Annotated in this window: 22 protein-coding genes; 13 read left to right on the top strand and 9 right to left on the bottom strand. The window is 64.9% G+C overall.

What is annotated here, in order from left to right:
* Positions 1–217 precede the first annotated feature (217 nt).
* Entirely contained in the window at positions 218–1804 is a 1587-nt protein-coding gene (locus AAIH46_RS10845) for a Ppx/GppA phosphatase family protein (protein ID WP_430305871.1), read from the top strand.
* The gene (locus AAIH46_RS10840; protein WP_430305870.1) at positions 1801–2598 is read left to right on the top strand and encodes an RlmE family RNA methyltransferase; all 798 of its coding nucleotides are present in this window, start codon (positions 1801–1803) and stop codon (positions 2596–2598) included. The genes AAIH46_RS10845 and AAIH46_RS10840 overlap by 4 nt, the downstream gene beginning before the upstream one ends.
* Here AAIH46_RS10840 and AAIH46_RS10835 read toward each other — a convergent pair whose 3' ends face one another.
* Positions 2599–4011 (bottom strand): DHA2 family efflux MFS transporter permease subunit, encoded by a 1413-nt coding sequence (locus tag AAIH46_RS10835; protein ID WP_430305869.1) that lies wholly within the window; start codon positions 4009–4011, stop codon positions 2599–2601.
* Between the two features lie 197 nt (positions 4012–4208).
* Here AAIH46_RS10835 and AAIH46_RS10830 point away from each other — a divergent pair, with 197 nt between their 5' ends.
* Positions 4209–5213, top strand: a complete 1005-nt coding sequence (locus tag AAIH46_RS10830) for an MBL fold metallo-hydrolase (RefSeq protein WP_430305868.1) — start codon at positions 4209–4211, stop codon at positions 5211–5213.
* 98 nt (positions 5214–5311) lie between these two features.
* Here AAIH46_RS10830 and AAIH46_RS10825 read toward each other — a convergent pair whose 3' ends face one another.
* Both AAIH46_RS10825 and AAIH46_RS10820 read right to left on the bottom strand, forming a co-directional pair.
* A complete protein-coding gene (locus tag AAIH46_RS10825) occupies positions 5312–5692 on the bottom strand; it encodes a helix-turn-helix domain-containing protein (RefSeq protein ID WP_430305867.1) in 381 nt (126 codons plus the stop codon).
* 16 nt (positions 5693–5708) lie between these two features.
* A complete protein-coding gene (locus tag AAIH46_RS10820; RefSeq protein WP_430305866.1) occupies positions 5709–6020 on the bottom strand; it encodes a type II toxin-antitoxin system HigB family toxin in 312 nt (103 codons plus the stop codon).
* Between the two features lie 282 nt (positions 6021–6302).
* Here AAIH46_RS10820 and guaB point away from each other — a divergent pair, with 282 nt between their 5' ends.
* The 5 genes from guaB to AAIH46_RS10795 all read left to right on the top strand — a co-directional run bounded on the left by guaB (position 6303) and on the right by AAIH46_RS10795 (position 10888).
* Entirely contained in the window at positions 6303–7796 is a 1494-nt protein-coding gene (gene guaB / locus AAIH46_RS10815; RefSeq protein ID WP_430305865.1) for an IMP dehydrogenase, read from the top strand.
* A 97-nt stretch (positions 7797–7893) separates the two neighbouring features.
* Complete coding sequence (locus tag AAIH46_RS10810) at positions 7894–8256, top strand: hypothetical protein (RefSeq protein ID WP_430305864.1); 363 nt, start codon at positions 7894–7896, stop codon at positions 8254–8256.
* Between the two features lie 83 nt (positions 8257–8339).
* The gene (locus AAIH46_RS10805) at positions 8340–8759 is read left to right on the top strand and encodes an MAPEG family protein (protein WP_430305863.1); all 420 of its coding nucleotides are present in this window, start codon (positions 8340–8342) and stop codon (positions 8757–8759) included.
* Positions 8760–8866: 107 nt separating this feature from the next.
* Positions 8867–9895 (top strand): alcohol dehydrogenase AdhP, encoded by a 1029-nt coding sequence (gene adhP / locus AAIH46_RS10800; protein WP_430305862.1) that lies wholly within the window; start codon positions 8867–8869, stop codon positions 9893–9895.
* A 114-nt stretch (positions 9896–10009) separates the two neighbouring features.
* A complete protein-coding gene (locus tag AAIH46_RS10795) occupies positions 10010–10888 on the top strand; it encodes a dienelactone hydrolase family protein (RefSeq protein ID WP_430305861.1) in 879 nt (292 codons plus the stop codon).
* Positions 10889–10958: 70 nt separating this feature from the next.
* On the opposite strand, the gene AAIH46_RS10790 is transcribed toward AAIH46_RS10795, so the two are convergent.
* The gene (locus AAIH46_RS10790) at positions 10959–11915 is read right to left on the bottom strand and encodes a LysR substrate-binding domain-containing protein (protein WP_430305860.1); all 957 of its coding nucleotides are present in this window, start codon (positions 11913–11915) and stop codon (positions 10959–10961) included.
* Between the two features lie 173 nt (positions 11916–12088).
* Here AAIH46_RS10790 and AAIH46_RS10785 point away from each other — a divergent pair, with 173 nt between their 5' ends.
* A complete protein-coding gene (locus AAIH46_RS10785; RefSeq protein WP_430305859.1) occupies positions 12089–12388 on the top strand; it encodes a DUF1127 domain-containing protein in 300 nt (99 codons plus the stop codon).
* 93 nt (positions 12389–12481) lie between these two features.
* On the opposite strand, the gene AAIH46_RS10780 is transcribed toward AAIH46_RS10785, so the two are convergent.
* The 5 genes from AAIH46_RS10780 to AAIH46_RS10760 all read right to left on the bottom strand — a co-directional run bounded on the left by AAIH46_RS10780 (position 12482) and on the right by AAIH46_RS10760 (position 17788).
* Positions 12482–13357 carry a DUF937 domain-containing protein gene (locus AAIH46_RS10780; RefSeq protein ID WP_430305858.1) on the bottom strand — a complete coding sequence of 292 codons (876 nt, stop codon included), beginning with the start codon at positions 13355–13357 and terminating at the stop codon, positions 12482–12484.
* Positions 13358–13473: 116 nt separating this feature from the next.
* Entirely contained in the window at positions 13474–14847 is a 1374-nt protein-coding gene (locus AAIH46_RS10775; protein ID WP_430305857.1) for a glutamate--cysteine ligase, read from the bottom strand.
* 101 nt (positions 14848–14948) lie between these two features.
* Positions 14949–15698: a 16S rRNA (uracil(1498)-N(3))-methyltransferase gene (locus AAIH46_RS10770; protein WP_430305856.1), complete on the bottom strand. Its 750-nt coding sequence runs from the start codon at positions 15696–15698 to the stop codon at positions 14949–14951.
* A 12-nt stretch (positions 15699–15710) separates the two neighbouring features.
* Positions 15711–17243 carry an inorganic phosphate transporter gene (locus AAIH46_RS10765; RefSeq protein ID WP_430305855.1) on the bottom strand — a complete coding sequence of 511 codons (1533 nt, stop codon included), beginning with the start codon at positions 17241–17243 and terminating at the stop codon, positions 15711–15713.
* 80 nt (positions 17244–17323) lie between these two features.
* Positions 17324–17788: an NUDIX hydrolase gene (locus AAIH46_RS10760; RefSeq protein ID WP_430306538.1), complete on the bottom strand. Its 465-nt coding sequence runs from the start codon at positions 17786–17788 to the stop codon at positions 17324–17326.
* Between the two features lie 286 nt (positions 17789–18074).
* Between AAIH46_RS10760 and AAIH46_RS10755 the strand changes: the two genes are divergently transcribed.
* Genes AAIH46_RS10755 through glcF form a run of 4 tightly spaced genes read left to right on the top strand, consistent with a single transcriptional unit; the run spans position 18075 to position 22748 of the window.
* Positions 18075–19514 carry an FAD-linked oxidase C-terminal domain-containing protein gene (locus AAIH46_RS10755; protein WP_430305854.1) on the top strand — a complete coding sequence of 480 codons (1440 nt, stop codon included), beginning with the start codon at positions 18075–18077 and terminating at the stop codon, positions 19512–19514.
* A complete protein-coding gene (gene glcE / locus AAIH46_RS10750; protein ID WP_430305853.1) occupies positions 19511–20722 on the top strand; it encodes a glycolate oxidase subunit GlcE in 1212 nt (403 codons plus the stop codon). Before AAIH46_RS10755 ends, glcE begins: the two co-directional genes overlap by 4 nt.
* Complete coding sequence (locus AAIH46_RS10745; RefSeq protein ID WP_430305852.1) at positions 20719–21567, top strand: hypothetical protein; 849 nt, start codon at positions 20719–20721, stop codon at positions 21565–21567. The genes glcE and AAIH46_RS10745 overlap by 4 nt, the downstream gene beginning before the upstream one ends.
* Positions 21450–22748 (top strand): glycolate oxidase subunit GlcF, encoded by a 1299-nt coding sequence (gene glcF, locus AAIH46_RS10740; protein ID WP_430305851.1) that lies wholly within the window; start codon positions 21450–21452, stop codon positions 22746–22748. The genes AAIH46_RS10745 and glcF overlap by 118 nt, the downstream gene beginning before the upstream one ends.
* Positions 22749–22750: the final 2 nt, after the last annotated feature.

The following is a 22750-nucleotide window of genomic DNA, read 5'->3' as shown; positions in this document are numbered from 1 at the left end:
GGCGCCCCCGAACAAAGCGGTCCCGAACCTGGCTGGCGAGAATCAGTCAGAACAGAACAACTCCGCCCGAAATCACGAGCACCATCGCGTTCCTGGTGATACCCCTGCCGGCTCCGGAAAGCCGCGGCATGGACGCCAGAATGGCGCACCTTCCGGGTCGTCGTCGGATACGGGTTCGAACCAGCGCGACCGCGGACGTATAGGCGAGCGGCCGGCGTTGTATCCGCATGCCGGCACTTCCAACGGGGGGCAGGCGGCTTCGGCACAGGCTTCGGCGGAGAGATCCTCGGCCCAGTCGCACGGAGCAGTTGGTGAGGATTGGACCTCGCGGCAAGTGGCTCGGCCTGAGGCAGGGCAAGAGCGCGGCGGACGCTCAGATGCTGATCAGGCGCACGCCGACCGGATGCGCTCCGGAGCCAATGCGGACACGCAGTCCGCCGAAGGGTCTCGCGGTTCTGCAGCAGCGCCTGGCCGCGATGCGGCGGAACAACGCCCGTCCGGCAGCGGTCGGCGGCGCGGCCGCAACAAGAAGAACCGCGAGGGCCGTGGCCTGCAGGGGCGGCCGCTTGTGCCGTCTGCCAAGCCACCGGCCGGCAAGCCGCAGGGCGCCCATGCCGTGCATGGATCGGGCGCGCCCGCCACCGCCCGCGGTGCCAACGGCGCGGCAATCATCGCCAAACCCGGCGCCAGGGCTGGCGGCCATGATCAACGGTCGAGGTCGCATCAGGCTGCGGAGATCGCCGAACAGGCCCGCCGCCGCGCTCCCGACGATCTCTACGCGGCGCTCGACCTTGGCACCAACAATTGCCGCCTGCTGATCGCCCAGCCGACTCGGCCTGGCCAGTTCCGGGTCGTCGATGCCTTTTCGCGCATCGTTCGCCTCGGCGAAGGACTTGCCGCCACCGGTCGTCTGTCGGAAGAGGCGATGGACCGTGCAGTCGAAGCCTTGAAGATCTGCGCCGCCAAGCTCGCCAACCGGCCGGTCCGCAAGATGCGGCTGATCGCCACCGAAGCCTGCCGCGCAGCCTCCAATGGCGAGGCGTTTCTGGAGCGCGTCACCCGCGAAGCCGGCCTGCAGCTGGAAATCATCGACCGCGAAACCGAGGCGCGGCTCGCCGTCTCCGGCTGCTCGTCGCTGGTCGGCCGCGAGGCCCGCTCGGTGGTGCTGTTCGATATCGGCGGCGGCTCCTCGGAAATCGCCGTCATCCGCATCAGCGACAGCCGCTCCAGTCGGCTCGCCAACCACATCACCCACTGGACTTCGCTGCCGGTCGGCGTCGTCACCCTGTCGGAACGCCATGGCGGTCGTGATGTCACCCCGGCGGTGTTCTCCGCCATGGTCACCGAGGTGGAGACCATGCTCGAAGGCTTTGATTGCCCGCCGGTCGGCGAGCAGCATGGCCGCGTCGACGCCGATTTTCACCTGATCGGCACCTCCGGCACGGTCACCACGCTTGCCGGCGTTCACCTGGATCTGCCGCGCTATGACCGGCGCAAAGTGGACGGCCTCTGGCTGACCGACGACGAGGTCAGCGCCATGCAGGCAAAGCTGCTGTCCTGGGATTTTGAAGGCCGTGCGGCCAATCCGTGCATCGGTCCGGACCGCGCCGATCTGGTGCTGGCCGGCTGCGCCATTCTCGAGGCTATCCGCCGCCGCTGGCCGAGCACGCGCATGCGCGTTGCCGATCGCGGCCTGCGCGAGGGCCTGCTCACAGACATGATGGCCGACGATGGCGTCTGGCGGCGCATGCGGCGCCGGCCGGCCGATGGCGGCAACCACAGCACGTTGGAGATACGCCGATGACGAAGACGCCGATCGGCCGAAAACTCGGCCAGAAGGTCAAGAAGGGCAAGCTGAAGGCGTCGTCGCGCCGCTGGATCGAACGCCATATCAACGACCCTTACGTGCAGCGCGCCAAGCTCGAGGGCTACCGTGCGCGCGCCGCCTTCAAGCTGCTCGAAATCGACGAGAAGCACCAGATCCTCAAGGGCGCGCGGCGCATCATCGATCTTGGTGCAGCGCCGGGCAGCTGGTCGCAGATCGCTGCCAAGGTCACCGGTTCGACGGATAGCGACATTCGCGTCGCGGCGATCGACTTTCTCGAGATGGCGCCGCTGCCGGGAGTAAAGATCCTGCAGCTCGACTTCCTCGAGGAGGAAGCGCCGGCAAAGCTGATGGAAGCCGTCGGCGGCACGCCGGATCTGGTCATTTCCGACATGGCGGCTCCGACCACCGGCCACCAGAAGACCGACCACCTGCGCACCATGCATCTTTGCGAGGTGGCGGCCTATTTTGCCGTCGAAGTTCTGGGCGAAGGCGGCCATTTCCTGGCCAAAACCTTCCAGGGCGGAACCGAAAAGGATCTGCTGAATATGCTGAAGCAGAATTTCCGCCAGGTCCTGCACATCAAGCCGGCCTCGTCGCGCTCCGAATCTGTCGAGATGTTCCTGCTCGCCAAGGGGTTCAAGGGCCGCAAGCCGGGCGCCGAAGGCCCGAGCTATCGCGAAGAACTGCATCGCCCGACAGACCCGCTGGATCCGCTCGACGACAGCACCGATCATCGCCCCCGCTATCCGGACGAGGACGACGAAGGCTGATCATTCGCCCGGCACTTCGCCGGCCTGCTGTTGCTGGTAGCGGCGGTGGCCGGAGACGCCGGCGCCGGCACCCGGCGGCAGCCGGATCAGCGGCAGCAATGCTGCAAGCGAGATGGCCGAGACCAGGAAGAACGCCAGGTGGAAGTCGGTAAGCTCGAGATGCGAGCCCGACAGGTAGGACGAGGCTTCCAGCACGAAGGCCGCGAATGAGACGCCGAGCGCCAGGCTGACCTGTTGCATCACCGAACTGATCGACGTCGCCTGGCTGGCTTCCTCATCCTCAATCTCCGAATAGCTGAGCGCGTTGGTGCCGGTGAAGAACATCGAGCGCGCAAGCCCCGATGCGAACAGGAACAGGATGATCATCACCTGCGGCGTCGCCTCGGTGAAGAAGCCGTTGACCGCCGTTGTCGCGGCGCCGGCAATGCTGGCGCCGATCAGCGTCACCTTGAAGCCGGTTGCGGCAAACAGCCGTCGGGCGACGAACTTGACGGTGAGCGCGCCGAGTGCGCCGGCAAATGTCGTGAGGCCTGATTGGAACGGCGTCATGCCGAAGGCGAGCTGCAGCATCAGCGGCATCAGGAAGGGCACGGCGCCGGTGGCGATGCGAAACAGCGTGCCGCTGGTGATCGCCGAGCGGAAGGCTTCGTTGCGAAACAGGGTTAGCTTCAGGATCGGCGCCGGGTGCCGCCCCGCATGGCTGACATAGAGGATGCCGCAGAGGATGCCGAGCACGGTCGTCGCGATGCCGATTGCCGGCGGCAATGCCGGCAGGCTGACGACGGACAGGCCGAACACCGTACCGGCGGCGGCAACCGAGATCAGCAGGAAGCCGACAAGATCGAGCGGTGGCGAGGAGCGGCGTTCGATCTCCGGCAGGTAGATGGTCGAAAGCCAGATGCCGATCACGCCGACCGGCACGTTGATCAGGAAAATCCAGTGCCAGGTGAAATAGGTGGTGATGAAGCCGCCGATCGGCGGTCCGGTGAGCGGGCCGACCAGGGCTGGAATGGTCAGCAGCGCCATGGCCGACACCAGGTCGCGCTTCTGCGTCGTCCTCAGCAGCACCAGCCGGGCGACCGGCGTCATCATCGCGCCACCCATGCCCTGCAGGAAGCGCGCCAGCACGAATTCGAGGAGCGACGAGGACATCGCGCAGAGGATCGAGCCGATGACGAAGACGACGATCGCCAGGCGAAAAATGCTCTTGGCGCCAAACTTGTCGGCCATCCAGCCGCTGACCGGGATGAACACCGCCAGCGCCACCATGTAGGAGGTGAGCGCCAGTTTGAGCGTGATCGGCCCGACGCCGAGATCGGTAGCGATGGCCGGCAGCGCAGTGGCAATGACGGTTGAATCCATCTGCTCCATGAAGAGCGCGACGGCGAGGATAAGCGGGACGATTCGGTTCATGAAAGGCAGGCTTCGTGCATCGGAAGGCTGACACTCCTACGCCTGCTTGGCACGCGAGACCACCGGTTTTATCGGCCACCGTCGTCTCGGTATCACGTCTACGTGAGAAACATTTTCGTCGCCGCCGTTGCGCATATCTTCGCCAGCGACCGGCAAAAGAAACAGACGCGGCGGCGGTCCCGCGAGTGGAGGTTGGAATGGCACAGTTTGAACTGGGAAGGCGGACGCTGCTCGGCTCCGCGGGGGCGGGCCTGTTGGCCGCGCCGGCGATCCTCGGCGGTCGCGCATTTGCACAGGTTAGTACGTCTCAACCCGCAACGGATACACAGATGACAGCAAAGACACCACCGGACATTCATGGCTTCAAGGTCGGCGACTACCACGTCCTCGTCATCAAGGACGGCGCCCGGCCGTCCGGCAAGCCCAACGAGACGTTCGGCACCAACCAGAGCGCGGAGGATGTCGGCGCCCTGCTGCAGGATAATTTCCTGCCCGCCGACAACTTCGTCAATTCCTTCTCGCCGACGCTGATCGATACCGGCAGCGACGTCGTGCTGTTCGACACCGGCTTCGGCGCTGCCGGTCGGGGCCAGGGCAATGGCCGCCTGGCCGAAGGCATGGCGGTTGCCGGATATCGCCCGGAAGACGTGACGATCGTCGTGCTGACGCATCTCCACGGCGATCACATCGGCGGGCTGATGGAAGACGGCAAGCCGGCCTTCCCGAATGCGCGCTACATCACCGGCCAGAAGGAATACGACTTCTGGGCCAGCACCGAGCGCGCCGGCACCGCTGCCGAGGGCGGCCACAAGGCGGTGCTTGCCAACGTCAAGCCGCTCGCCGACAAGATGACCTTCGTCGGCGATAACGCCACCGTCGTTCCCGGCATCACCGGCATGGCCGCTTTCGGTCATTCGCCGGGGCACATGATCTACAACGTCGAATCGGCCGGTCGCCGGCTGGTGCTGACGGCCGATACCGCCAACCATTATGTCCTGTCGCTGCAGCGGCCGGACTGGGAGGTGAAGTTCGACATGGACAAGCAGGCCGCCGCCGCCAGCCGCCGCAAGGTGTTCGACATGATCGCCACCGACAAGGTCGCATTCCTCGGCTACCACATGCCGTTCCCGTCGGTCGGCTACGCGGAAAAGCTCGATACCGGCTACCGGTTCGTCCCGAAGACCTACCAGTTCGACATCTAGCGAGAATGATGGGGCAGGCCCGGTGGGTCTCGCCGCATCATTGGAAGGCATTCCGAGTTTCGACAGGACCGAAGCCAGCCGCCGGTTGGCTTCGGTCCTTAAGCGGAAACGTCGCCGATCAGTGAGCCGGGAGGAATGTTCCATTCCCTGCTGAGCTTACGAATCTGATCCAGGTTGATTTCCCGCTTGCCGTTCAGAAGATCGGCTGCTCGGGCCTTGGAGCCGATCACTGTCACGAGATCTGCACGGCTGTAATTGTTCGCAGCCATCACCGACTTGATGACGTCGATGGGGCTCGCGGCCGCAATCGGATAGTGCCGGGCTTCGTAATGTTCGATCAGCAGGACGAGGGCATCGAAATGCGCCGCCTCGTCGGACCCCGGTTCCGGCTCATTCTCGAAGTAAGGCCGGACCTCCTTCAGTGCGGCGTGATATTCGTGTTCACTCTGAAGCGTCCGAAGAGCTTTCAAGTTCAGCATATCGATCTGCCCCTCATCAAAGCTCGTTAACGTCAATTGCGTCGTGCTGGGCGTGCGTGCCGACGAAGAGCAAGAAAATGCGTTTCGATCGAAACGCGACCAATCCCACTATGCGGTATTTATTGCCGCCGACGTCGAAGATGACCTTGTTGCCACCGACGATGTCAGCCGAGTTGAAGGTGTTCTTCAACTCGCTGAAGTTGGTCCACGTCGCTTTCGATGCGGTAGCATACCAGTCCCTCATCGCCGCTTCAGCTGTCGCTCTCGGAATCCCGCGGGGCAGGCTGTTCCAGAAATCGACCAAGGAGGATTTCGCGATAACGTTCACCTGACCCCTCATCTAATGTGTTCCCAGATTGGAAACAAGCGAAATGTTTCCAATCTGGGAACGGTGCCGCCGCATCATTGCTGATCGCTCGCACCGTGAACAGATCGGGTGCATCGAAGCCATGCAAACCCGGAGGGACAGCCCTTCGGGTTTTTTCTGTTCCCATCGTGTCATGAACGTGTTACCAGCCCTCGCCAACTTCCACGCATTTATTGCGCGACGCACCGGGCGGGATTTTCGTTCCGGGGGTTCCGCGCATTTTCAAGAACGAAGGAATTGGCAATGGCACGCATCGTAGTTTCGGCAACCGGAGCGGAAGCGCTCACCTTTGACGATGTCCTTCTTCAGCCCGGACATTCGGAAGTCATGCCGGGTCAGACCAACATCGCCACCCGCATCGCACGCGATATCGACCTGTCGCTGCCGATCCTCTCCTCGGCCATGGATACAGTCACCGAAAGCCGGCTTGCCATCGCCATGGCCCAGTCCGGCGGCATGGGCGTCATCCACCGCAACCTGACGCCTGTCGAGCAGGCCGAAGAGGTCCGTCAGGTCAAGAAGTTCGAAAGCGGCATGGTCGTCAATCCGGTCACCATCGGTCCGGATGCGACGCTTGCCGATGCGCTGTCGCTGATGAAGTCGCACGGCATTTCCGGGATTCCGGTGGTCGAAAACGGCGGCCGCCCGGGTCGCCTCGTCGGCATTCTCACCAACCGCGACGTCCGCTTCGCCTCGGATCCCAGCCAGAAGATCTACGAGCTGATGACCCGCGAGAACCTCATCACGGTGCGCGACGGCGTCGAGCAGAGCGAAGCAAAGCGCCTTCTGCATTCGCACCGCATCGAAAAGCTGCTGGTGGTCGACAACGAAGGTCGCTGCATCGGCCTGATCACCGTGAAGGACATCGAGAAGTCGCAGCTGAACCCGAATGCCGCCAAGGATGCGCAGGGCCGCCTGCGGGTCGCCGCCGCCATCTCCACCGGTGACGACGGCCGCGAGCGCGCCGAGCGGCTGATCGAGGCCGGCGTCGACGTCATCGTCGTCGACACCGCCCACGGCCACTCGCAGAAGGTTCTCGACGCCGTCGCTCAGGTAAAGAAGATGTCGAACGCCATTCGCATCATCGCCGGCAATGTCGCCACCTCCGAAGGCACCAAGGCGCTGATCGATGCCGGCGCCGACTGCATCAAGGTCGGTATCGGCCCGGGCTCGATCTGCACCACGCGTATCGTCGCCGGCGTCGGCGTGCCGCAGCTGGCAGCCGTCATGGCGGCCGTCGAGGAAGGCAATAAGCACGACATCCCGGTGATCGCCGATGGCGGCCTGAAGTTTTCCGGCGATGTCGCCAAGGCGATCGCTGCCGGCGCATCGGCTGTCATGGTCGGCTCGCTTCTGGCCGGCACCGACGAAAGCCCCGGCGAGGTCTATCTCTACCAGGGCCGTTCGTTCAAGGCCTATCGCGGCATGGGATCCGTGGGCGCCATGGCGCGCGGCTCGGCCGACCGCTACTTCCAGGCGGAAGTGCGCGACACGCTGAAGCTGGTGCCGGAAGGCATCGAAGGCCAGGTTCCCTACAAGGGCCCCGTCTCGGCCGTGCTGCATCAGCTGGCTGGCGGTTTGAAGGCTGCCATGGGCTATGTCGGCGGCAAGGACATCAAGGACTTTCAGGAAAAGGCCACCTTCGTGCGCATTTCCGGCGCCGGCCTGCGCGAAAGCCATCCGCATGGCGTGACGATCACCCGCGAAAGCCCGAACTATCCGGGCGTGAGCGCCTGATAATTCTCTTTCGCCGGGGCGGCCGGCACCATTGCCAGCCGTAGGTCCCCCGCTATGGTGGAGAGCCGGCGATCGTGCCGGCTCTTTGGGGGATGCCATGAAGAGATTTGTTGCCTGCGCGCTTTTCGCCGCCGGACTGTTGACCAGCGCTCAGGCGCAGACGGTCCACGAGGGGACCTATGATGTCGCCGGGACCAATCTCGACGGCTCGAAATACAGCGGAACCGCGCGGATCGTGCTTACCAGCGAAACCACCTGCGCCATGGAGTGGAAGACCGGCGAGACGACCTCCAACGGCATCTGCATGCTGCAGGACAACGCCTTCGCCGCCGCCTATGTGCTTGGCGAAGCGGTCGGCCTGGTGATCTACGAGGTCATGCCGGGCGGTGTCCTCAACGGTTCGTGGACCATCTCGGGTCAGGACGGTTCCGGAACCGAAACGCTGCGCCTGCGCAACTGACGATCGCGGTGCCTGGCCGCAGCATCAAGACTGCGGTCGGCACTTTCGCCCGATTTCATGCAGACTGATTGAACGGAAACCCGATGATCTCCAATGAAGCTATGATCTGGCCGATGATTGCCCATGCGGCCCTGGTTCTGGCGCTGTACGTGCAGCTCTCGCGTCGCCGGGTGGCGGCCGTCAAGGCGGGCCGGGCAACGGTCGCGCAGTTCCGCGAGAACCTGCGCGAGCCCGAGGAAAGCCTGTTCGTCCACAACAACCTGAAGAACCAGTTCGAGCTGCCGATGTTCTTCCACATCGTCTGCCTGGCGCTGTTTGCTGTGGATGGCGACAATATCGGCACCGTCGTTCTGGCCTGGCTGTTCGTCGCCTCGCGCTATGTCCATGCCTACATCCACGTGACGACCAACCGCATCCGCCACCGGCGGCCGGCCTTTATTGCCGGCGTCGCGACGTTGCTGGGCCTGTGGGTGTGGCTTGCCGTCTGGCTCGCCCTGACCTGATCGCTTGTCGCCTTTGCGGCAGATCAAGGCGATCTCCCCCGGCACTCCTCTAGAAGCATTGCGAGCGGCAAGACCGTCCGGAATGCTGCCGCCTAGAGGAGTTACGCATGGCTGAGATGATGAAGGCCGCTGTGGTGCGGCAGTTCGGCAAGCCGCTGGTGATCGAAGAGAGGCCGGTGCCCGAGCCGGGCCCTGGCCAGATCCTCGTCCGCTACGAGGCGACCGGCGTTTGCCACACAGACCTGCATGCGGCAAACGGCGACTGGCCGGTGAAGCCCAATCCGCCGTTCATCCCCGGCCATGAGGGCACCGGCTATGTGGCAAAGCTCGGCGCCGGCGTATCCTCGCGGATCAAGGAGGGTGACCGCGTCGGCGTTGCCTGGCTGCACACCGCATGCGGATGCTGCTCGCCCTGCCGAACCGGCTGGGAAACGCTCTGCGCCAGCCAGCAGAACACCGGCTATTCGGTGAACGGCACCTTTGCCCAGTACGGCCTGGCCGATCCCGATTTCGTCGGCCGCCTGCCGGACAGCCTCGACTTCGGCCCTGCTGCGCCCATCCTCTGCGCCGGCGTCACCGTCTACAAGGGCCTGAAGGAAACTGAGGTGCGTCCCGGCGAATGGGTCGCCATCTCCGGCATCGGCGGGCTCGGCCATCTTGCCGTGCAATACGCAAAGGCGATGGGCATGCATGTCGTCGCTGCCGACATCTTCGACGACAAGCTTGAGCTTGCCCGCAAGCTCGGCGCCGATGTCATCGTCAACGGTACGGCGGCCGATGCCGTCGCGCAGGTGCAGAAGGCGACCGGCGGCGTGCATGGCGCACTGGTCACTGCCGTATCACCAAAAGCCATGGAGCAGGCCTTCGGCTTCCTGCGTGCCAGGGGCACGATGGCGCTGGTCGGCCTGCCGCCCGGCTACATTTCTCTGCCGGTCTTCGACACCGTCCTCAAGCGCATTACAGTGCGAGGCTCCATTGTCGGCACCCGGCAGGACCTGGAGGAGAGCCTGCAGTTCGCCGGCGAGGGCAAGGTCGCCTCGCATTTCTCCTGGGACAGGATGGAGAACATCAACGACATCTTCCAGCGCATGCAGGACGGCAAGATCGACGGTCGTATCGTCCTCGACCTGCACTGAAGCCGGGACCCGTGCGCCTTCACGCAAAATTGTGGCGGCGCGCGGCCTTCCTGCTGGCAGGATGGCGTGCCGCTCGATCATGGGGTGGCCAAGGTTCTGCACGGAGGAAGCGCCATGACCGACAAGCCGACAGTCACCCAAGCGATGATCGACGCCTATGACGACTATACCCATCTGAGCCTCGACCGCCGCAAGTTCATGGAGCGGCTGACGGTGCTGGCCGGCTCCGGCGCGGCTGCCGCCGCCATTGCCCCGATGCTGGCGGCAAGCACGGCCCAGGCGGCCATGGTTGCCGCCGACGATGATCGCCTCTCAGCAGAGGATATCACCTATCCCGGCGCATCCGGCGAGATGAAGGGCTACCTGGTCCTGCCGAAGGCTACCACCGCGCCGCTCGGCTCGGTGATCGTCATCCACGAGAACCGGGGTCTCAACGAGCATATCCGCGATGTGGCGCGGCGCGTGGCGTTGGACGGCTTTGCAGCCCTTGCCCCGGACTTCCTGTCGCCGGCCGGCGGCACGCCTGCCGACGAGGACAAGGCGCGGCAGATGTTCTCCGGGCTCGACATGAAGCAGACGACCGCGAACGGCGAGGCGACACGGGCGTTTCTCGCCGGGCGTGACGGTGCCAACGGCAAGGTCGGGGCGGTCGGCTTCTGCTGGGGCGGCGGGCTGGTAAACCGGATGGCGATTGCCTCTCCGGATCTCAATGCCGGCGTTGCCTATTACGGCGCGCAGCCGCCGGCCGAAGAGGTGCCGGCGATCAGGGCGCCGCTGATGCTGCATTATGGCGGGCTCGACGAACGCATCAATGCCGGCATCGACGCCTACAGGGCGGCGCTGGAAAAGGGCGGCAAGACCTTCGAGATCTTCGTCTATGACGGCGTCAACCACGCCTTCAACAACGATACGTCCTCGGCCCGCTACGACAAGCCGGCCGCCGATCTTGCCTGGAGCCGGACGATCGGCTTCTTCCGCAAATATCTCGCCTGAACGCGAGCCCCTTGGCCCGATCCGGCGGGCGAAAAAGCGGTCGCCGGTCTGAAAACTGTCGGGCAGCCGATTACCAGCTCGGCATCAGCGGCGCGTTGCGCAGGCGCTGCGACGTGCGGCCGAACGGCTTGATCTCGGCACCATCCATGTCGTCGGGCGCCACGGCCGGCGAGATGTTGTCGAGGCAGGCGGCGATATGGTCGGTGATCGCCGTCATCAGCGACGTCGACAGGCCAGGTCGCTTCATCAGACCGATCTGCACCGGCGGCAGCGGCGGAAAGCCGTCCGACTGGCTGAGCACCTTCATGCCGGGACGCAGAGCCGATTCGGGCAGCACCGAGACCGCCATGCCGGCCAGCACCGCGGCGGCCACCACTGTCGACGACCAGCTGGTGAAGAGGATCTGATATTCGCGACCATCCGCATCGAGCGCCGAGCAGGCGAGCTGGCGCCAGTTGCAGTCGCGCCGGCCAACGGCAAGCGGCACCGGCGCATTGTCGCGCAGCGGATGGTTGGCCGAGGCGACCCAGCATAGGGGTTCCGTTCGCACCACGTCGGATTGGCGGGCGCGCGGGTTGTGGGTGACGAGGGCGATATCAAGCTCGCCGCGCGCCATCTTCTCCGCCAGGTCGACCGACGGTTCGCAGACGATGTAGAGCTCGACATTCGGGTGGGTCTTGGCAAAGCGGCCGATGATTTCCGGCATGTAGCGGTCGGCATAGTCGTCGGGCGTGCCGATCCGCAGCGTTCCCTCCAGCCGGTTGTCGTCGAAGGCCGCCAGCGCCTCGTTGTTCAGCCGGATGATGCGCCGCGCGTAGTTGAGCAGCTTCTCGCCCTCCGCCGTCAGCCGATTGCCGCGCCCGTCCTTGGTGAACAGCTGCTTGCCGACCCGCTCCTCCAGGCGTCGCATCTGCATGGAGACGGCGCTCTGCGTCTTGAAGACGCGGTCGGCGGCCTTCGTGAAGCTGCCGGTGTCGATAATGGCGACGAAGGTGTGCAACTGATCGATATCAAGCGGAGCGGACATGACGGGACCCATGAAAACGATTGATGCCAACCATTAGAAACATTCGTTGGACTGATCAATAGCGATTTTGGATAAGGGACAGGCAAGCAACTCAACGGCCTCCAGGCCCTGCTGCCGCCCGTCCGCCGCCCGGACGGGATCGATTTCTTCGTGCCAACCGGAAGGACAGGATCATGAGCACGATCGAACGGATGACCAGCCGCGACCTTTCTGCGATCCGCAGCATCGAGACGCGCCTCCTGAGCCAGGTGAAGAGCCTCGTGCTGTCCGTTCTGCGTGCCTCGCGCAACCGCCGCGCGATGCTTCGCCTTCACGATCTCGAGGATCACCAGCTGCGGGATATCGGCCTGACCCGCGCCGATGTCGATCGCGCCGTGAACCGCTCCGGACTTCTCGACGATCCCTTCGCGCTTCTGCCGAAGGACGTACAGCTGCGCCGCCGCCGGTTCGCCGTCCTGCCGCAGCGGTTCTAGAGTTTCAGTTTTCCCCGCAGGGTAACGCCAATGACCCTGCTTCTTGCCCGGCCGGTTCTCCGCGCCGGGCTTTTTTTATCCGAGCGGTCGTTCTCACATCGGCCGGGGTTTGGGCGCTTCGCCCGCTGGCGCCCCGCGGTAGCTGTCGAAGATCGCTTCCATGTTCTTCTGGTAGGCCTTCTGCACTTCGATGCCGCTGTCGAACATGCCGCCGAGCATCGACTGGAAGGCGCCCATGTCAGGTGATTGCGCCTGCTCGTCACCGGCTTTGGCGGAGGCTGCCGGCTCCGCCTGTTTCGGCGCAAAGCTGCCGGTCATCATGTCCTGGAATGCCTTGGCGAACGGGTTGTCGGTGAACGGATTGTGGGCGGCCGCACCCTTCGTCCGCTCCTCCAGCCCCCATATGCTGCGCATCGCCTGAAGCATCGGGTTGTCGAAGGGCATGGTCGCGCTGTCGGCTTTGGCCTTCGGTGCGAAGCCGATGGCGTCCAGCCATTGCTGCGTCATCTGGTTCATGGCGTCGGGAGAGAAGGGGTTTTGCTGCATCTGTCCGGTCATCTGCTTGAACATGCCGCCCATGATCGTATCGGCCATTGCCGGCATCATCCGCTTGAGGATGTCCTGACCGATGCCGGTCAGCTGCTCCGCCTGACGGGCGATCGCCCGCGACATCTCCTTCGAGCCGAACAGCTTTTCAAGAACGGCATTGCCGTCCGCCATTCCCTTCGGCGTGAAGGCCTTTGCCATGTCTTCGAAATAGGGGCCGTAGGTGCCGGACACCATGCCGCTCATCAGCGCGCTGAGATCGTAGGGGTTGGCAGCGGTCCGCTGGAGACCCGATGAGAACGCAGGCAACAGCGCGGCCATGGCCTGCGCAGCCTGCTCCTGGGCCAGATTGAACTGCTTGGCGAGCGTATCCATGGCGGCGCCGTTCTGCGCCTTCAGCATCATATCGAACAGCGGCAGCATGATACCTGGCTCCTCCGGCAATCGCTCCAGCCGGTACTATAGCCGGAAACCATGGCCGCGAAACTGGTTTGTTCGGCTGCCGTCTGGAGGTGAAGCTGCCGCGGAGCGGATGCGGATCAGTACTGGAACTCGTCGAAGACCGGTTCGATGTTCTGGTTCCAGCGGCCGTTGAAGCGCGCCAGCAGGTCTTCGGCAAGCACCGTCTTCTTGGCCAGGATCTCTTCCAGCGGCTGCAGGAACACCGTCTCGTCCTGGCCTTCGCCGTTGAGCCGCGCGCGGGACTTGAGCCCCCGGGTGGAGATGCCGACGATCTCGCGCGCCACCGACATCAGCGAGCCACCGCGCACCGAGGCGTTGAGACCCTCGGCGGGAACCGCATTGCGCAGCGAGAGCACGTCTTCATAGGTCCAGTCACGGGTGATTTCTTCCGCCTCGGCCATGGCCGCATCGTCGTACAGCAAGCCAACCCAGAAGGCCGGCAGTGCACAGATCCGCCGCCACGGGCCGCCGTCGGCGCCGCGCATTTCCAGGTAGCGCTTCAGGCGCACATCCGGGAAGAGTGTCGACAGGTGGTTCGTCCAGTCGCCGAGCGTCGGCTCCCAGTCCTTGATTTCGCCCTTCAGTGCGCCGGCCATGAACTGCCGGAACGTGACATGCGTGCAGTCATGATAGTGGCCATCGCGGACGATGAAATACATTGGCACGTCGAGCGCCCATTCGACATAGGTCTGGAAACCGAAGCCGTCGCCGAACGCTTGCGGCAGCAGGCCGGAGCGCGCATTGTCGGTATCGCGCCAGATCTCGCCGCGCCACGACAGCAGCCCGTTCGGCCGGCCTTCGGTGAACGGCGATGCGGCGAACAGTGCCGTCGCCAGCGGCTGCAGCTTCAGCGACAGCTTCATCTTGCGGGCCATGTCCGCCTCGGACGAGAAGTCGAGGTTCACCTGGATCGTGCAGGTCCGGTACATCATGTCGAGGCCGTGGCTGCCGACCTTCGGCATGTAGCGCGACATGATCTCGTAGCGCGACTTCGGCATCCGTGGCGTCTCGTCGAGCGTCCACTTCGGGCTGCCGCCGATGCCGAGGAACCGGATGCCCAGCGGGTCTGCGACTTCGCGCAGCACGGCCAGGTGCTGGTTGGACTCGCGACAGGTGTCGTGCAGGGTTTCAAGCGGTGCACCGGACAGTTCAAACTGGCCGCCGGGCTCGATCGAAATGGCGCCCATGCCGGATGCTTCCGACAGGCCGATGATGTTGCCGCGATCGAGGATCGGTTCCCAGCCGAGCTTCTCCTGCATGCCCTTGAGCAGCGCCGAGATGCTTGCATCGCCGTCATAGGGTACCGGCGAATGGTCGGCCTGGAAGAAGGCGAACTTTTCGTGCTCGGTGCCGATACGGAAATCGGCCTCCGGCTTGCAGCCCTGTGCAAGATAGGCTGCCATGTCCGAGACGGAGCCGAGGGGTGTGTGATCGGTGGTGTCGCGGGCCATGAAGTCGACCTTGTCTGGGGTAACGCTGCGCAGGCAGTTAAGGATCTGCTGCTTGTACCGGATCTAGCGGCGGTGCAAGTGAATTTCTTTCAAAACACCGATCAGCCCGGCGATGCCGACCAGTCGCCGATGGTTGCCTGCACGACGGCAAGCGCGGCAACGGCCGCGGTATCGGCCCTGAGGATGCGCGGGCCGAGCGGAATGGCGGTGACGAAGGAGAGGCTTCGCAGCAAGTGCCGCTCTTCTTCCGAGAACCCGCCCTCCGGTCCGATCAGCAGGGCAAGCTTGCGTTCGTGGATCCCCTGCAGGATCGGCAGCGGATTGGAGCCTGCATCGCTTTCGTCGCAGAACAGGATGCGGCGATCCGCCGGCCAACGCTCCAGCAGGTCCTTCAGCTTGACCGGCGCCGCGACCTCAGGAACCGCCAGCACGCCGCACTGCTCGGCAGCTTCGACGACATTCGCCTGCAGACGCTCCAGGCTGGTGATCTTGCCTTGCACGTGCTGCGTCATCACCGGCTGCAGCAGCCCGGCGCCCATCTCAACCGCCTTCTGGACGATGTAGTCGAGGCGGCCCACCTTCAGCGGCGCAAACAGGTAATGCAGGTCCGGCAGCGGATCCTGCGGACGGGTCTGCGAGACCACGTCGAGGATCAGCTTCTTGCGGCTCGGCTGCACCAGGCGCGCCGTCCACTCGCCATCCCGGCCGTTGAAGACCAGGACCTCGCCGCCCTCCTGCATGCGCAGCACATTGATCAGGTAGTTGAAGTGGTCGCTGCCGGCCTCGATCGCCGCCCCCGGGGCAAGGGGGGCATCGATGAAAAGCCGTTGCATCTTGAAATTGGCGCGCATCGCTTGTCCTGCTCAGATAAATAGGCGGAACATAATCGAAGCGAGAACGCCCGCAAGGGCCGCCGAGACCGGCACCGTCACAGTCCAGGCAGCGACGATGGTCAGCAGATGCGAGCGACGCACCAGATAGCGGCGGCGGGTCTCGGCGCTGTTGGCTTCGTGGATCTCGCCGATCTGCTGGTCCTCGGCGCGCATCCGCAGATAGTCCTGCCGATGGCGCGAGTGGCGGATATACCATTCGCGATACAGCCCGACGCCGAACACCGCGCCGATGGCGATATGCGTCGAACTGACCGGCGTGCCGATGCCCGAGGCAATGATCACCGTGACCGCGGCCGAAAGCGCCACGCAATAGGCGCGCATCGGGTTCAACTTGGTGATCTGCTTGCCGACGAGGTTGATCAGTTTCGGGCCGAACAGCAGCAGGCCGAAGGAGATGCCGAGCCCGCCGATCAGCAGCTCCCAGGCGGGCACGACCTGATTGCTGCCGAGCTTTGCGCCGTTCAGGCTCTCGATGATCGCCGCCAGCGGACCAACGGCGTTCGCCACGTCGTTGGCACCGTGGGCGAACGACAGCAGCGCTGCCGAGAAGATCAGTGGGATGCGGAACAGGTGGCGGAGCGACTGGTTGCGGTTTTCAAGGCCCTCCGACTGGCGGCGGACCAGCGGGATGCTGATCAACCAGCCGGCGATTGCGACCAGCAGGCCGAACAGCATCGCCCGCGGCAGGTCGGGCACGAACGGCTCCGGAACCAGCTTGATGCTGAGATAGGCGGAGAAGGCGCCGAACATCAGGCCGATCAGGACCGGCACCCAGCGGCGAGCCGCGGCGATCTTGTCGGGCGTGTAGATGATGAACCGCTTGATGAAGGCGAGCATGGCGATGGCAACGCAGGCACCCATCAGCGGCGAGACGATCCAGCTGACCGTGATGCCGGCAATCACGCCCCAGTTGACGGCGCCGAAGCCGGCCGCCGCAATGCCGGCGCCGCTCACTCCGCCGACGATGGCATGGGTGGTCGAGATCGGCGCACCGATCCAGGTGGCAACGTTGATCCAGATCGCCGCCGCCAGGAGCGCTGCCATCATGGCCCAGATGAAATGCGCAGTACTTGCCATCATCTCGACGTTGAGGATGCCGTTGGCGATGGTATCGACCACCGGGCTGCCGGCAATCAGCGCTCCTGCGACCTCGCAGACGGCGGCGATCGCAAGCCCCAGACCAAGACTGAAGGCCTTTGCTCCGACGGCCGCGCCGATATTGTTGGTGACGTCGTTGGCGCCGATGTTCATCGCCATGTAGGCGGCAAGCACGGAGGCGGCCACCGCCACAACCAGTGCCGGCTGCCCGATGAGCGAGACGGCGGAAAAGATGGTCACGGCGACGAGGAACAGGAAGGCGGCGCCCGGTGCTGCCAGCCGCCGCGATACGTTGCGGGACGCATATTCGACGGAGGTAATCTTCTCCAGATCCTTGTCCAGGGTCTGCTTGCGGCCCGACCTTGGCGCGTTACCTCTGTTCGTGGTGTTCTGCGGAGTGATCACGATGGTTCGTATTGCCTTTGAAAATGCAGCCGGGCTTCGCCCGGCGGATCACCAGCACAGGCACGCGGCACGGGAAAATCTTACCGGCCGACAGCGCGCAGCTTTTGCGGGAGGGGTGCTGCCTCGCGGCTGGCAAAGGCGAGGAACAGGTTGCGCAGTTCCGGCTCCCTGACGCGCGCCGCAGCCTCGGTGCACGACACCCATTCGAGCGTCCGGCTGTCACGCTCCGGGAACGCCTCCAGCATCGCGTCGACGCGCAGCGCATGCACCTGAACCCGCACCGGCACCTTCAGGCCGCTCTTCAGCTTCTTCATGTAGGCGAAGTAGCCGAAGGCCGCCTTCTCTGCCTCGCCCTTCACACCGGCCTCTTCGTAGGCCTCCTGCGCGGCGACCGCGTGGGCCTTCTTGCCCTTCATCGGCCAGCCCTTGGGAATGACCCATCGACGCGTGTCGCGGCTGGTCAGCAGCAGAACCTGGAGCCCGGCGATGGGATCGAACCGATAGCACAACGCTGCGTACTGCTGCTGCGGCGGGCGCCGAAACATCAGGCAGAGATTGGCGGTCAGTTGGTTCAGCAGCTTCACGGTGATTCCGGCTCCGGATCGATAATCGAGTGTACCACATATGGACGCTTGCACAGCTGTTCAAATGCGGCGCCGAAGGATTTATCATCGGCATGTTTGCCCGCCGAACCATCCTGAGCCACCAAGGTTGCGCGAGACTATTGGTGCGTTCCGGCTTCCGCTTCGAAACCCAGCCGGTACGAGATGCTTGAAGCGGCAGCGCAACCGTGAGAGGACAGACAGGCGGCAAGTTGGAGGAGGAGACGACGTGTCCGACACCATTGAGTTCCTGAAGCCGCGCCCCGGCGTTCTGTCGCGCCGTGCCGCGATCATTGCCGACCTGACGGATCTGCTGCCGCCGGAGTGCCTGGTGCACGAGCCGCGGGAACTCGTCCCCTTCGAGACCGATGCCTTCGTCGCCTACCGGAAGGTGCCGCTGGCGGTGGCCCTGCCGCAGACGACCGCGCAGGTCTCGGCGGTTCTGAAATACTGTCATCGCTACGGCATCCCCGTGATCCCCCGCGGTGCCGGCACCTCGCTCTGCGGCGGCGCCATCCCGCAGGAGGATGCGGTGGTGATCGGCCTGTCGAAGATGGCCCGCATCCTTGAGATCGACACCTTCAACCGCACCGCCACGGTGCAGGCGGGCGTCACCAATCTTGCGATTTCCGATGCCGTCGGGCCGGAAGGCTTCTTCTACGCGCCGGATCCGAGTTCGCAGCTCGCCTGCACCATCGGCGGCAATATCGGCATGAACTCCGGCGGTGCCCACTGTCTGAAATACGGCGTGACCACCAACAATCTTCTCGGCGCCAAGCTGGTGCTGGTGGACGGCACCGTGATCGAGCTCGGTGGCAAGCATCTCGACAGCGCCGGCTACGATCTTCTCGGGCTGCTCTGCGGGTCGGAGGGCCAGCTCGGCATCGTCACGGAGGCTGTCGTCCGGTTGATCGCCAAGCCGGAAGGGGCGCGTCCCGTGCTCTTCGGCTTCGATACGTCGGAAGAGGCGGGTGCTTGCGTCGCCGATATCATCGGCTCCGGCATCATCCCCGTCGCCATCGAGTTCATGGACAGGCCGGCCATCGCCATCTGCGAGGCCTTCGCCAAGGCCGGCTATCCTCTGGATGTCGGCGCGCTGCTGATCGTCGAGGTCGAGGGATCCGAGGCCGAAATGGACGCGATGCTGCTGCTGATCGTCGAGATCGCCCGGCGCCACGGGGTAAGGACGGTGCGCGAATGCCAGTCGGCCACCGAAGCGGCGCTCATCTGGAAAGGCCGCAAGTCGGCCTTCGGCGCCACCGGCCGCATCGCCGACTACATCTGCATGGATGGCACGGTGCCGCTCAGCCAACTGTCCTACGTCCTGCAGCGAACGGCGGAAATCGTCGCAGGTTTCGGCCTGCGGGTCGCGAATGTCTTTCATGCCGGCGACGGCAACATGCACCCGCTGATCCTCTTCAATGCCAACGACCCGGAGGAGGCGCGCAAGGCGGAAGCCGCCGGCAACGAAATCCTCAAGCTCTGCGTCGATGCCGGCGGCTGCCTGACCGGCGAACACGGCGTCGGCATCGAAAAGCGCGATCTGATGCGCCACCAGTATTCGCAGACCGATCTCGACCAGCAGATGGCAGTGCGGGCGGCCTTCGATCCGCAATGGCTGCTGAACCCGTCCAAGGTGTTTCCACTGGATGGAAGGCCCGCCGCATGAAGGCGATCCTCGTTCCGACCCGCGAGTCGGAAGCGGCCGACATGGTGCGATCAGCTGCCGCCTCAGGCAGACGGCTGCTGATCGCCGGCGGCAATACCCGCTCGGGGTTCGGCAACCGCGTCGCGGCCGATGCCGTGCTGCGCTCGGCCGGCCTTTCCGGCATCGTCGCCTATGATCCAGCCGAGATGGTGATGACCGCCCGTTCCGGCACCGCACTTGCCGAGGTCGAGGAGGCGCTGACGGAAAACGGCCAGATGCTGGCCTTCGAGCCCATCGACCACCGCCCGCTGATGGGGACGGAAGGCGAGCCGACCATCGGCGGCGTGTTTGCCAGCAACGCGTCCGGGCCGCGGCGCCTGCTGTCGGGGGCTGCCCGCGACAGCCTGCTCGGCATCCGCTTCGTCAACGGGCGGGGCGATATCGTGCGCGCCGGCGGGCGGGTGATGAAGAATGTCACCGGGCTGGATCTCGTCAAGCTGCTGGCCGGATCGCACGGCACGCTGGGGCTGTTGACCGAGGTCACCTTCCGCGTCCTGCCGCGGCCGGAGGCGGAAGAGACGATCGTTGTGTCCGGCCTCGACGATGGCGAGGCGGCGCGCGCCATGGCCATGGCGATGGGACTGTCTGTCGAGGTTTCCGGCGCCGCGCATCTGCCGGAAAGCGTGCGCGGCCGGTTCATCGGCGGCTCGCTGCCGGACGGACCGGCGACCGTCCTGCGGCTGGAAGGGCTGCCGGCCTCGGTCGCGGTGCGCGCGCAAAAGCTCGCTTCGGCGCTCGGCCGCAGTGGGTCCGTCAGCCGTCTGGAGCCCGATGCCGGCGCCCAGCTCTGGCGGCAGGTACGCGACGTCGCACCCTATGCAGACGGCAGCCTCAGACCGATCTGGCGTGTCAGCGTTGCGCCGAGTTCCGGTTTCCAGCTGGTCGCGGACCTCAGGATGCAGGCCGGCATCGATGCCTTCTACGACTGGCAGGGTGGCCTCGTCTGGATGCGCATGGAGGCGGAACCGGAAGCCGATCTCGTTCGCCAGGTGGTGCGCCACCATGGCGGTGGACATGCGACGCTGCTGCGGGCATCCGAGGCGATGCGCGAGACGGTGCCGGCATTCCAGCCGCTGCCGCCGGCCGTCGCGGCGCTGACCGAACGGGTGCGCGCCTCGCTCGATCCGGCCGGCGTCTTCAACCCGGGCAAGATGGCGGCTGCCGCATGAGGATCGAGTACAAGGCGGCACTGGCGGCTGCGGGTTACCAGGACAACACGATCGCCGCGCAGCTTCACCGGGTCGGCAAGGTCGAGCAGTTCTACGGAAGCCTCGACGACATCGCGGCATCGGGAGGCTACGAAGCGCTGATCGCCGATCTCACCTACTCCACCGCCGACGAGCGGGCGAGAAAGATCAACCCGTCGCGCATCCCCTTCGAGGGCAATGTCCGCAACAACCTGCAATCCTACAAGAACGCCGTTGCCCGCTACTTCCAGTTTCTGCACGCCCAACTGGACCCGACGCAGGCGATCGACGGTCGAGCGCCGACGACGGCACCAATGCCGGACATTGTCGAGAAGCAGCGGCTTTCCCTCGAACGGGACATGCAGACGGCCCTGCGCCGAAACATCTCGCTCTTGGAAACCGGCCTGACGATCGCCGACGATGGCATTGAACGAAGCCCTCTCCGGCTTCATCGACATCCTGTGCCGCGATTCCGGCGGCTCCTTCGTCATTGTCGAGCTGAAGGCCGGCAAGACCGATGCACGCGTTATCGGCCAGATCCTTCGGCTACATGGGCGATCTGCAGGAGGAAGAAGAGACGCGGGTGCGCGGGATCATCGTCGCTCACGATTTCGATCAGCGGAGCCGGTCGGCGGCAAAGGCTCTGCCCAACCTTGCGCTGTTTCGCTACTCGATCTCCTTTCAGTTCGACCGAGAGGGATAGGCCTTCATGCAAACCTCCTTCACCCCCGAGCAGCTGGCGGATCCGCATGTGGCGGAATCCGAAAAGATCCTGCGCCGCTGCGTCCATTGCGGTTTCTGCACCGCCACCTGTCCCACCTATGTGACACTCGGCAACGAGCTGGACAGCCCGCGCGGCCGCATCTACCTGATCAAGGACATGCTGGAAAACGACCGGCCGGCGGATGCCGAAGTGGTCAAGCATATCGACCGCTGTCTGTCCTGCCTTGCCTGCGCCACCACCTGTCCGTCCGGCGTCGATTACATGCACCTGGTCGACCATGCGCGGGTCCATATCGAGGATACCTACCGCCGGCCGCTCATCGATCGGCTGATCCGCTGGTCGCTGGCAAAAGTACTGCCGTATCCCCCCCGCTTCCGGCTGGCGCTCGGGCTTGCTCGTGTTTCACGGCCGCTGGCACCACTCCTTGACCGCGTCCGGCCGCTGAAGCCGCTCGCCGCCATGCTGGCGCTGGCGCCGCGCGCGATGCCGTCGGCCACAGCGGTCGAGAGCCTGCAGGCGCCACCGGCTCCGGATAGCCGACGCGGCCGTGTCGCCATCCTCTCGGGCTGCGCTCAGCCGGTGCTCGATCCGGGCATCAATGCGGCGACCCGCCGCCTGCTGTCACGCGTCGGGGTCGAGATCGTCACGCCGCAAGGGGAGGGCTGTTGCGGGGCGCTCGTCCATCACATGGGCCGGGAGGCGGAGGCGCTCGATTTCGCCCGCGCCAATGTCGACGCCTGGACGGCGGAGATCGAAACCGGCGGACTGGACGCGATCATCATCACGGCGTCCGGCTGCGGCACGACGATCAAGGATTACGGCCACATGCTGCTCCTCGATCCGGACTATGCGGAAAAAGCAGCGCGGGTGTCGGCGCTCGCGATGGATGTCACGGAATACTTGGCGACGCTCGACCTGCCGCGTCTCGAGGCACGCGGAATGACCGTCGCCTATCATTCCGCCTGTTCCATGCAGCATGGGCAGAAAATCACCATGCAGCCGAAACTGCTGTTGAAGGCGGCGGGCTTTGCGGTGAAGGACCCCGCCGAAGGGCATCTCTGCTGCGGTTCGGCAGGTACCTACAACATCCTGCAGCCGGAGATTTCGGCGCAGCTCAAGGCGCGCAAGCTCACCCATGTCGAGGCGACGCACGCCGACGTCGTGGCCACCGGCAATATCGGCTGCATGACGCAGCTGGGATCCGGCCTGTCGATGCCGATTGTCCACACGGTGGAACTGCTGGACTGGGCCTATGGCGGGCCGAAGCCCGCCAGGCTGTCGTAGCG

The organism is Rhizobium sp. 0TCS1.26 (assembly GCF_050455525.1).
Taxonomy (GTDB): domain Bacteria; phylum Pseudomonadota; class Alphaproteobacteria; order Rhizobiales; family Rhizobiaceae; genus Neorhizobium.
Note: the sequence above shows the minus strand (reverse complement) of the source record. Positions and strands in the feature narration are given on the sequence as shown.

Excerpts from the sequence above, each read along its gene's own strand:
- AAIH46_RS10840 (WP_430305870.1), top strand. The coding sequence starts at position 1,801 with ATGACGAAGACGCCGATCGGCCGAAAACTCGGCCAGAAGGTCAAGAAG.
- AAIH46_RS10835 (WP_430305869.1), bottom strand. The coding sequence starts at position 4,011 with ATGAACCGAATCGTCCCGCTTATCCTCGCCGTCGCGCTCTTCATGGAG.
- AAIH46_RS10830 (WP_430305868.1), top strand. The coding sequence starts at position 4,209 with ATGGCACAGTTTGAACTGGGAAGGCGGACGCTGCTCGGCTCCGCGGGG.
- AAIH46_RS10825 (WP_430305867.1), bottom strand. The coding sequence starts at position 5,692 with ATGCTGAACTTGAAAGCTCTTCGGACGCTTCAGAGTGAACACGAATAT.
- guaB (WP_430305865.1), top strand. The coding sequence starts at position 6,303 with ATGGCACGCATCGTAGTTTCGGCAACCGGAGCGGAAGCGCTCACCTTT.
- AAIH46_RS10810 (WP_430305864.1), top strand. The coding sequence starts at position 7,894 with ATGAAGAGATTTGTTGCCTGCGCGCTTTTCGCCGCCGGACTGTTGACC.
- AAIH46_RS10805 (WP_430305863.1), top strand. The coding sequence starts at position 8,340 with ATGATCTCCAATGAAGCTATGATCTGGCCGATGATTGCCCATGCGGCC.
- adhP (WP_430305862.1), top strand. The coding sequence starts at position 8,867 with ATGGCTGAGATGATGAAGGCCGCTGTGGTGCGGCAGTTCGGCAAGCCG.
- AAIH46_RS10795 (WP_430305861.1), top strand. The coding sequence starts at position 10,010 with ATGACCGACAAGCCGACAGTCACCCAAGCGATGATCGACGCCTATGAC.
- AAIH46_RS10790 (WP_430305860.1), bottom strand. The coding sequence starts at position 11,915 with ATGTCCGCTCCGCTTGATATCGATCAGTTGCACACCTTCGTCGCCATT.
- AAIH46_RS10785 (WP_430305859.1), top strand. The coding sequence starts at position 12,089 with ATGAGCACGATCGAACGGATGACCAGCCGCGACCTTTCTGCGATCCGC.
- AAIH46_RS10780 (WP_430305858.1), bottom strand. The coding sequence starts at position 13,357 with ATGCTGCCGCTGTTCGATATGATGCTGAAGGCGCAGAACGGCGCCGCC.
- AAIH46_RS10775 (WP_430305857.1), bottom strand. The coding sequence starts at position 14,847 with ATGGCCCGCGACACCACCGATCACACACCCCTCGGCTCCGTCTCGGAC.
- AAIH46_RS10770 (WP_430305856.1), bottom strand. The coding sequence starts at position 15,698 with ATGCGCGCCAATTTCAAGATGCAACGGCTTTTCATCGATGCCCCCCTT.
- AAIH46_RS10760 (WP_430306538.1), bottom strand. The coding sequence starts at position 17,788 with ATGTTTCGGCGCCCGCCGCAGCAGCAGTACGCAGCGTTGTGCTATCGG.
- glcE (WP_430305853.1), top strand. The coding sequence starts at position 19,511 with ATGAAGGCGATCCTCGTTCCGACCCGCGAGTCGGAAGCGGCCGACATG.
- AAIH46_RS10745 (WP_430305852.1), top strand. The coding sequence starts at position 20,719 with ATGAGGATCGAGTACAAGGCGGCACTGGCGGCTGCGGGTTACCAGGAC.
- glcF (WP_430305851.1), top strand. The coding sequence starts at position 21,450 with ATGCAAACCTCCTTCACCCCCGAGCAGCTGGCGGATCCGCATGTGGCG.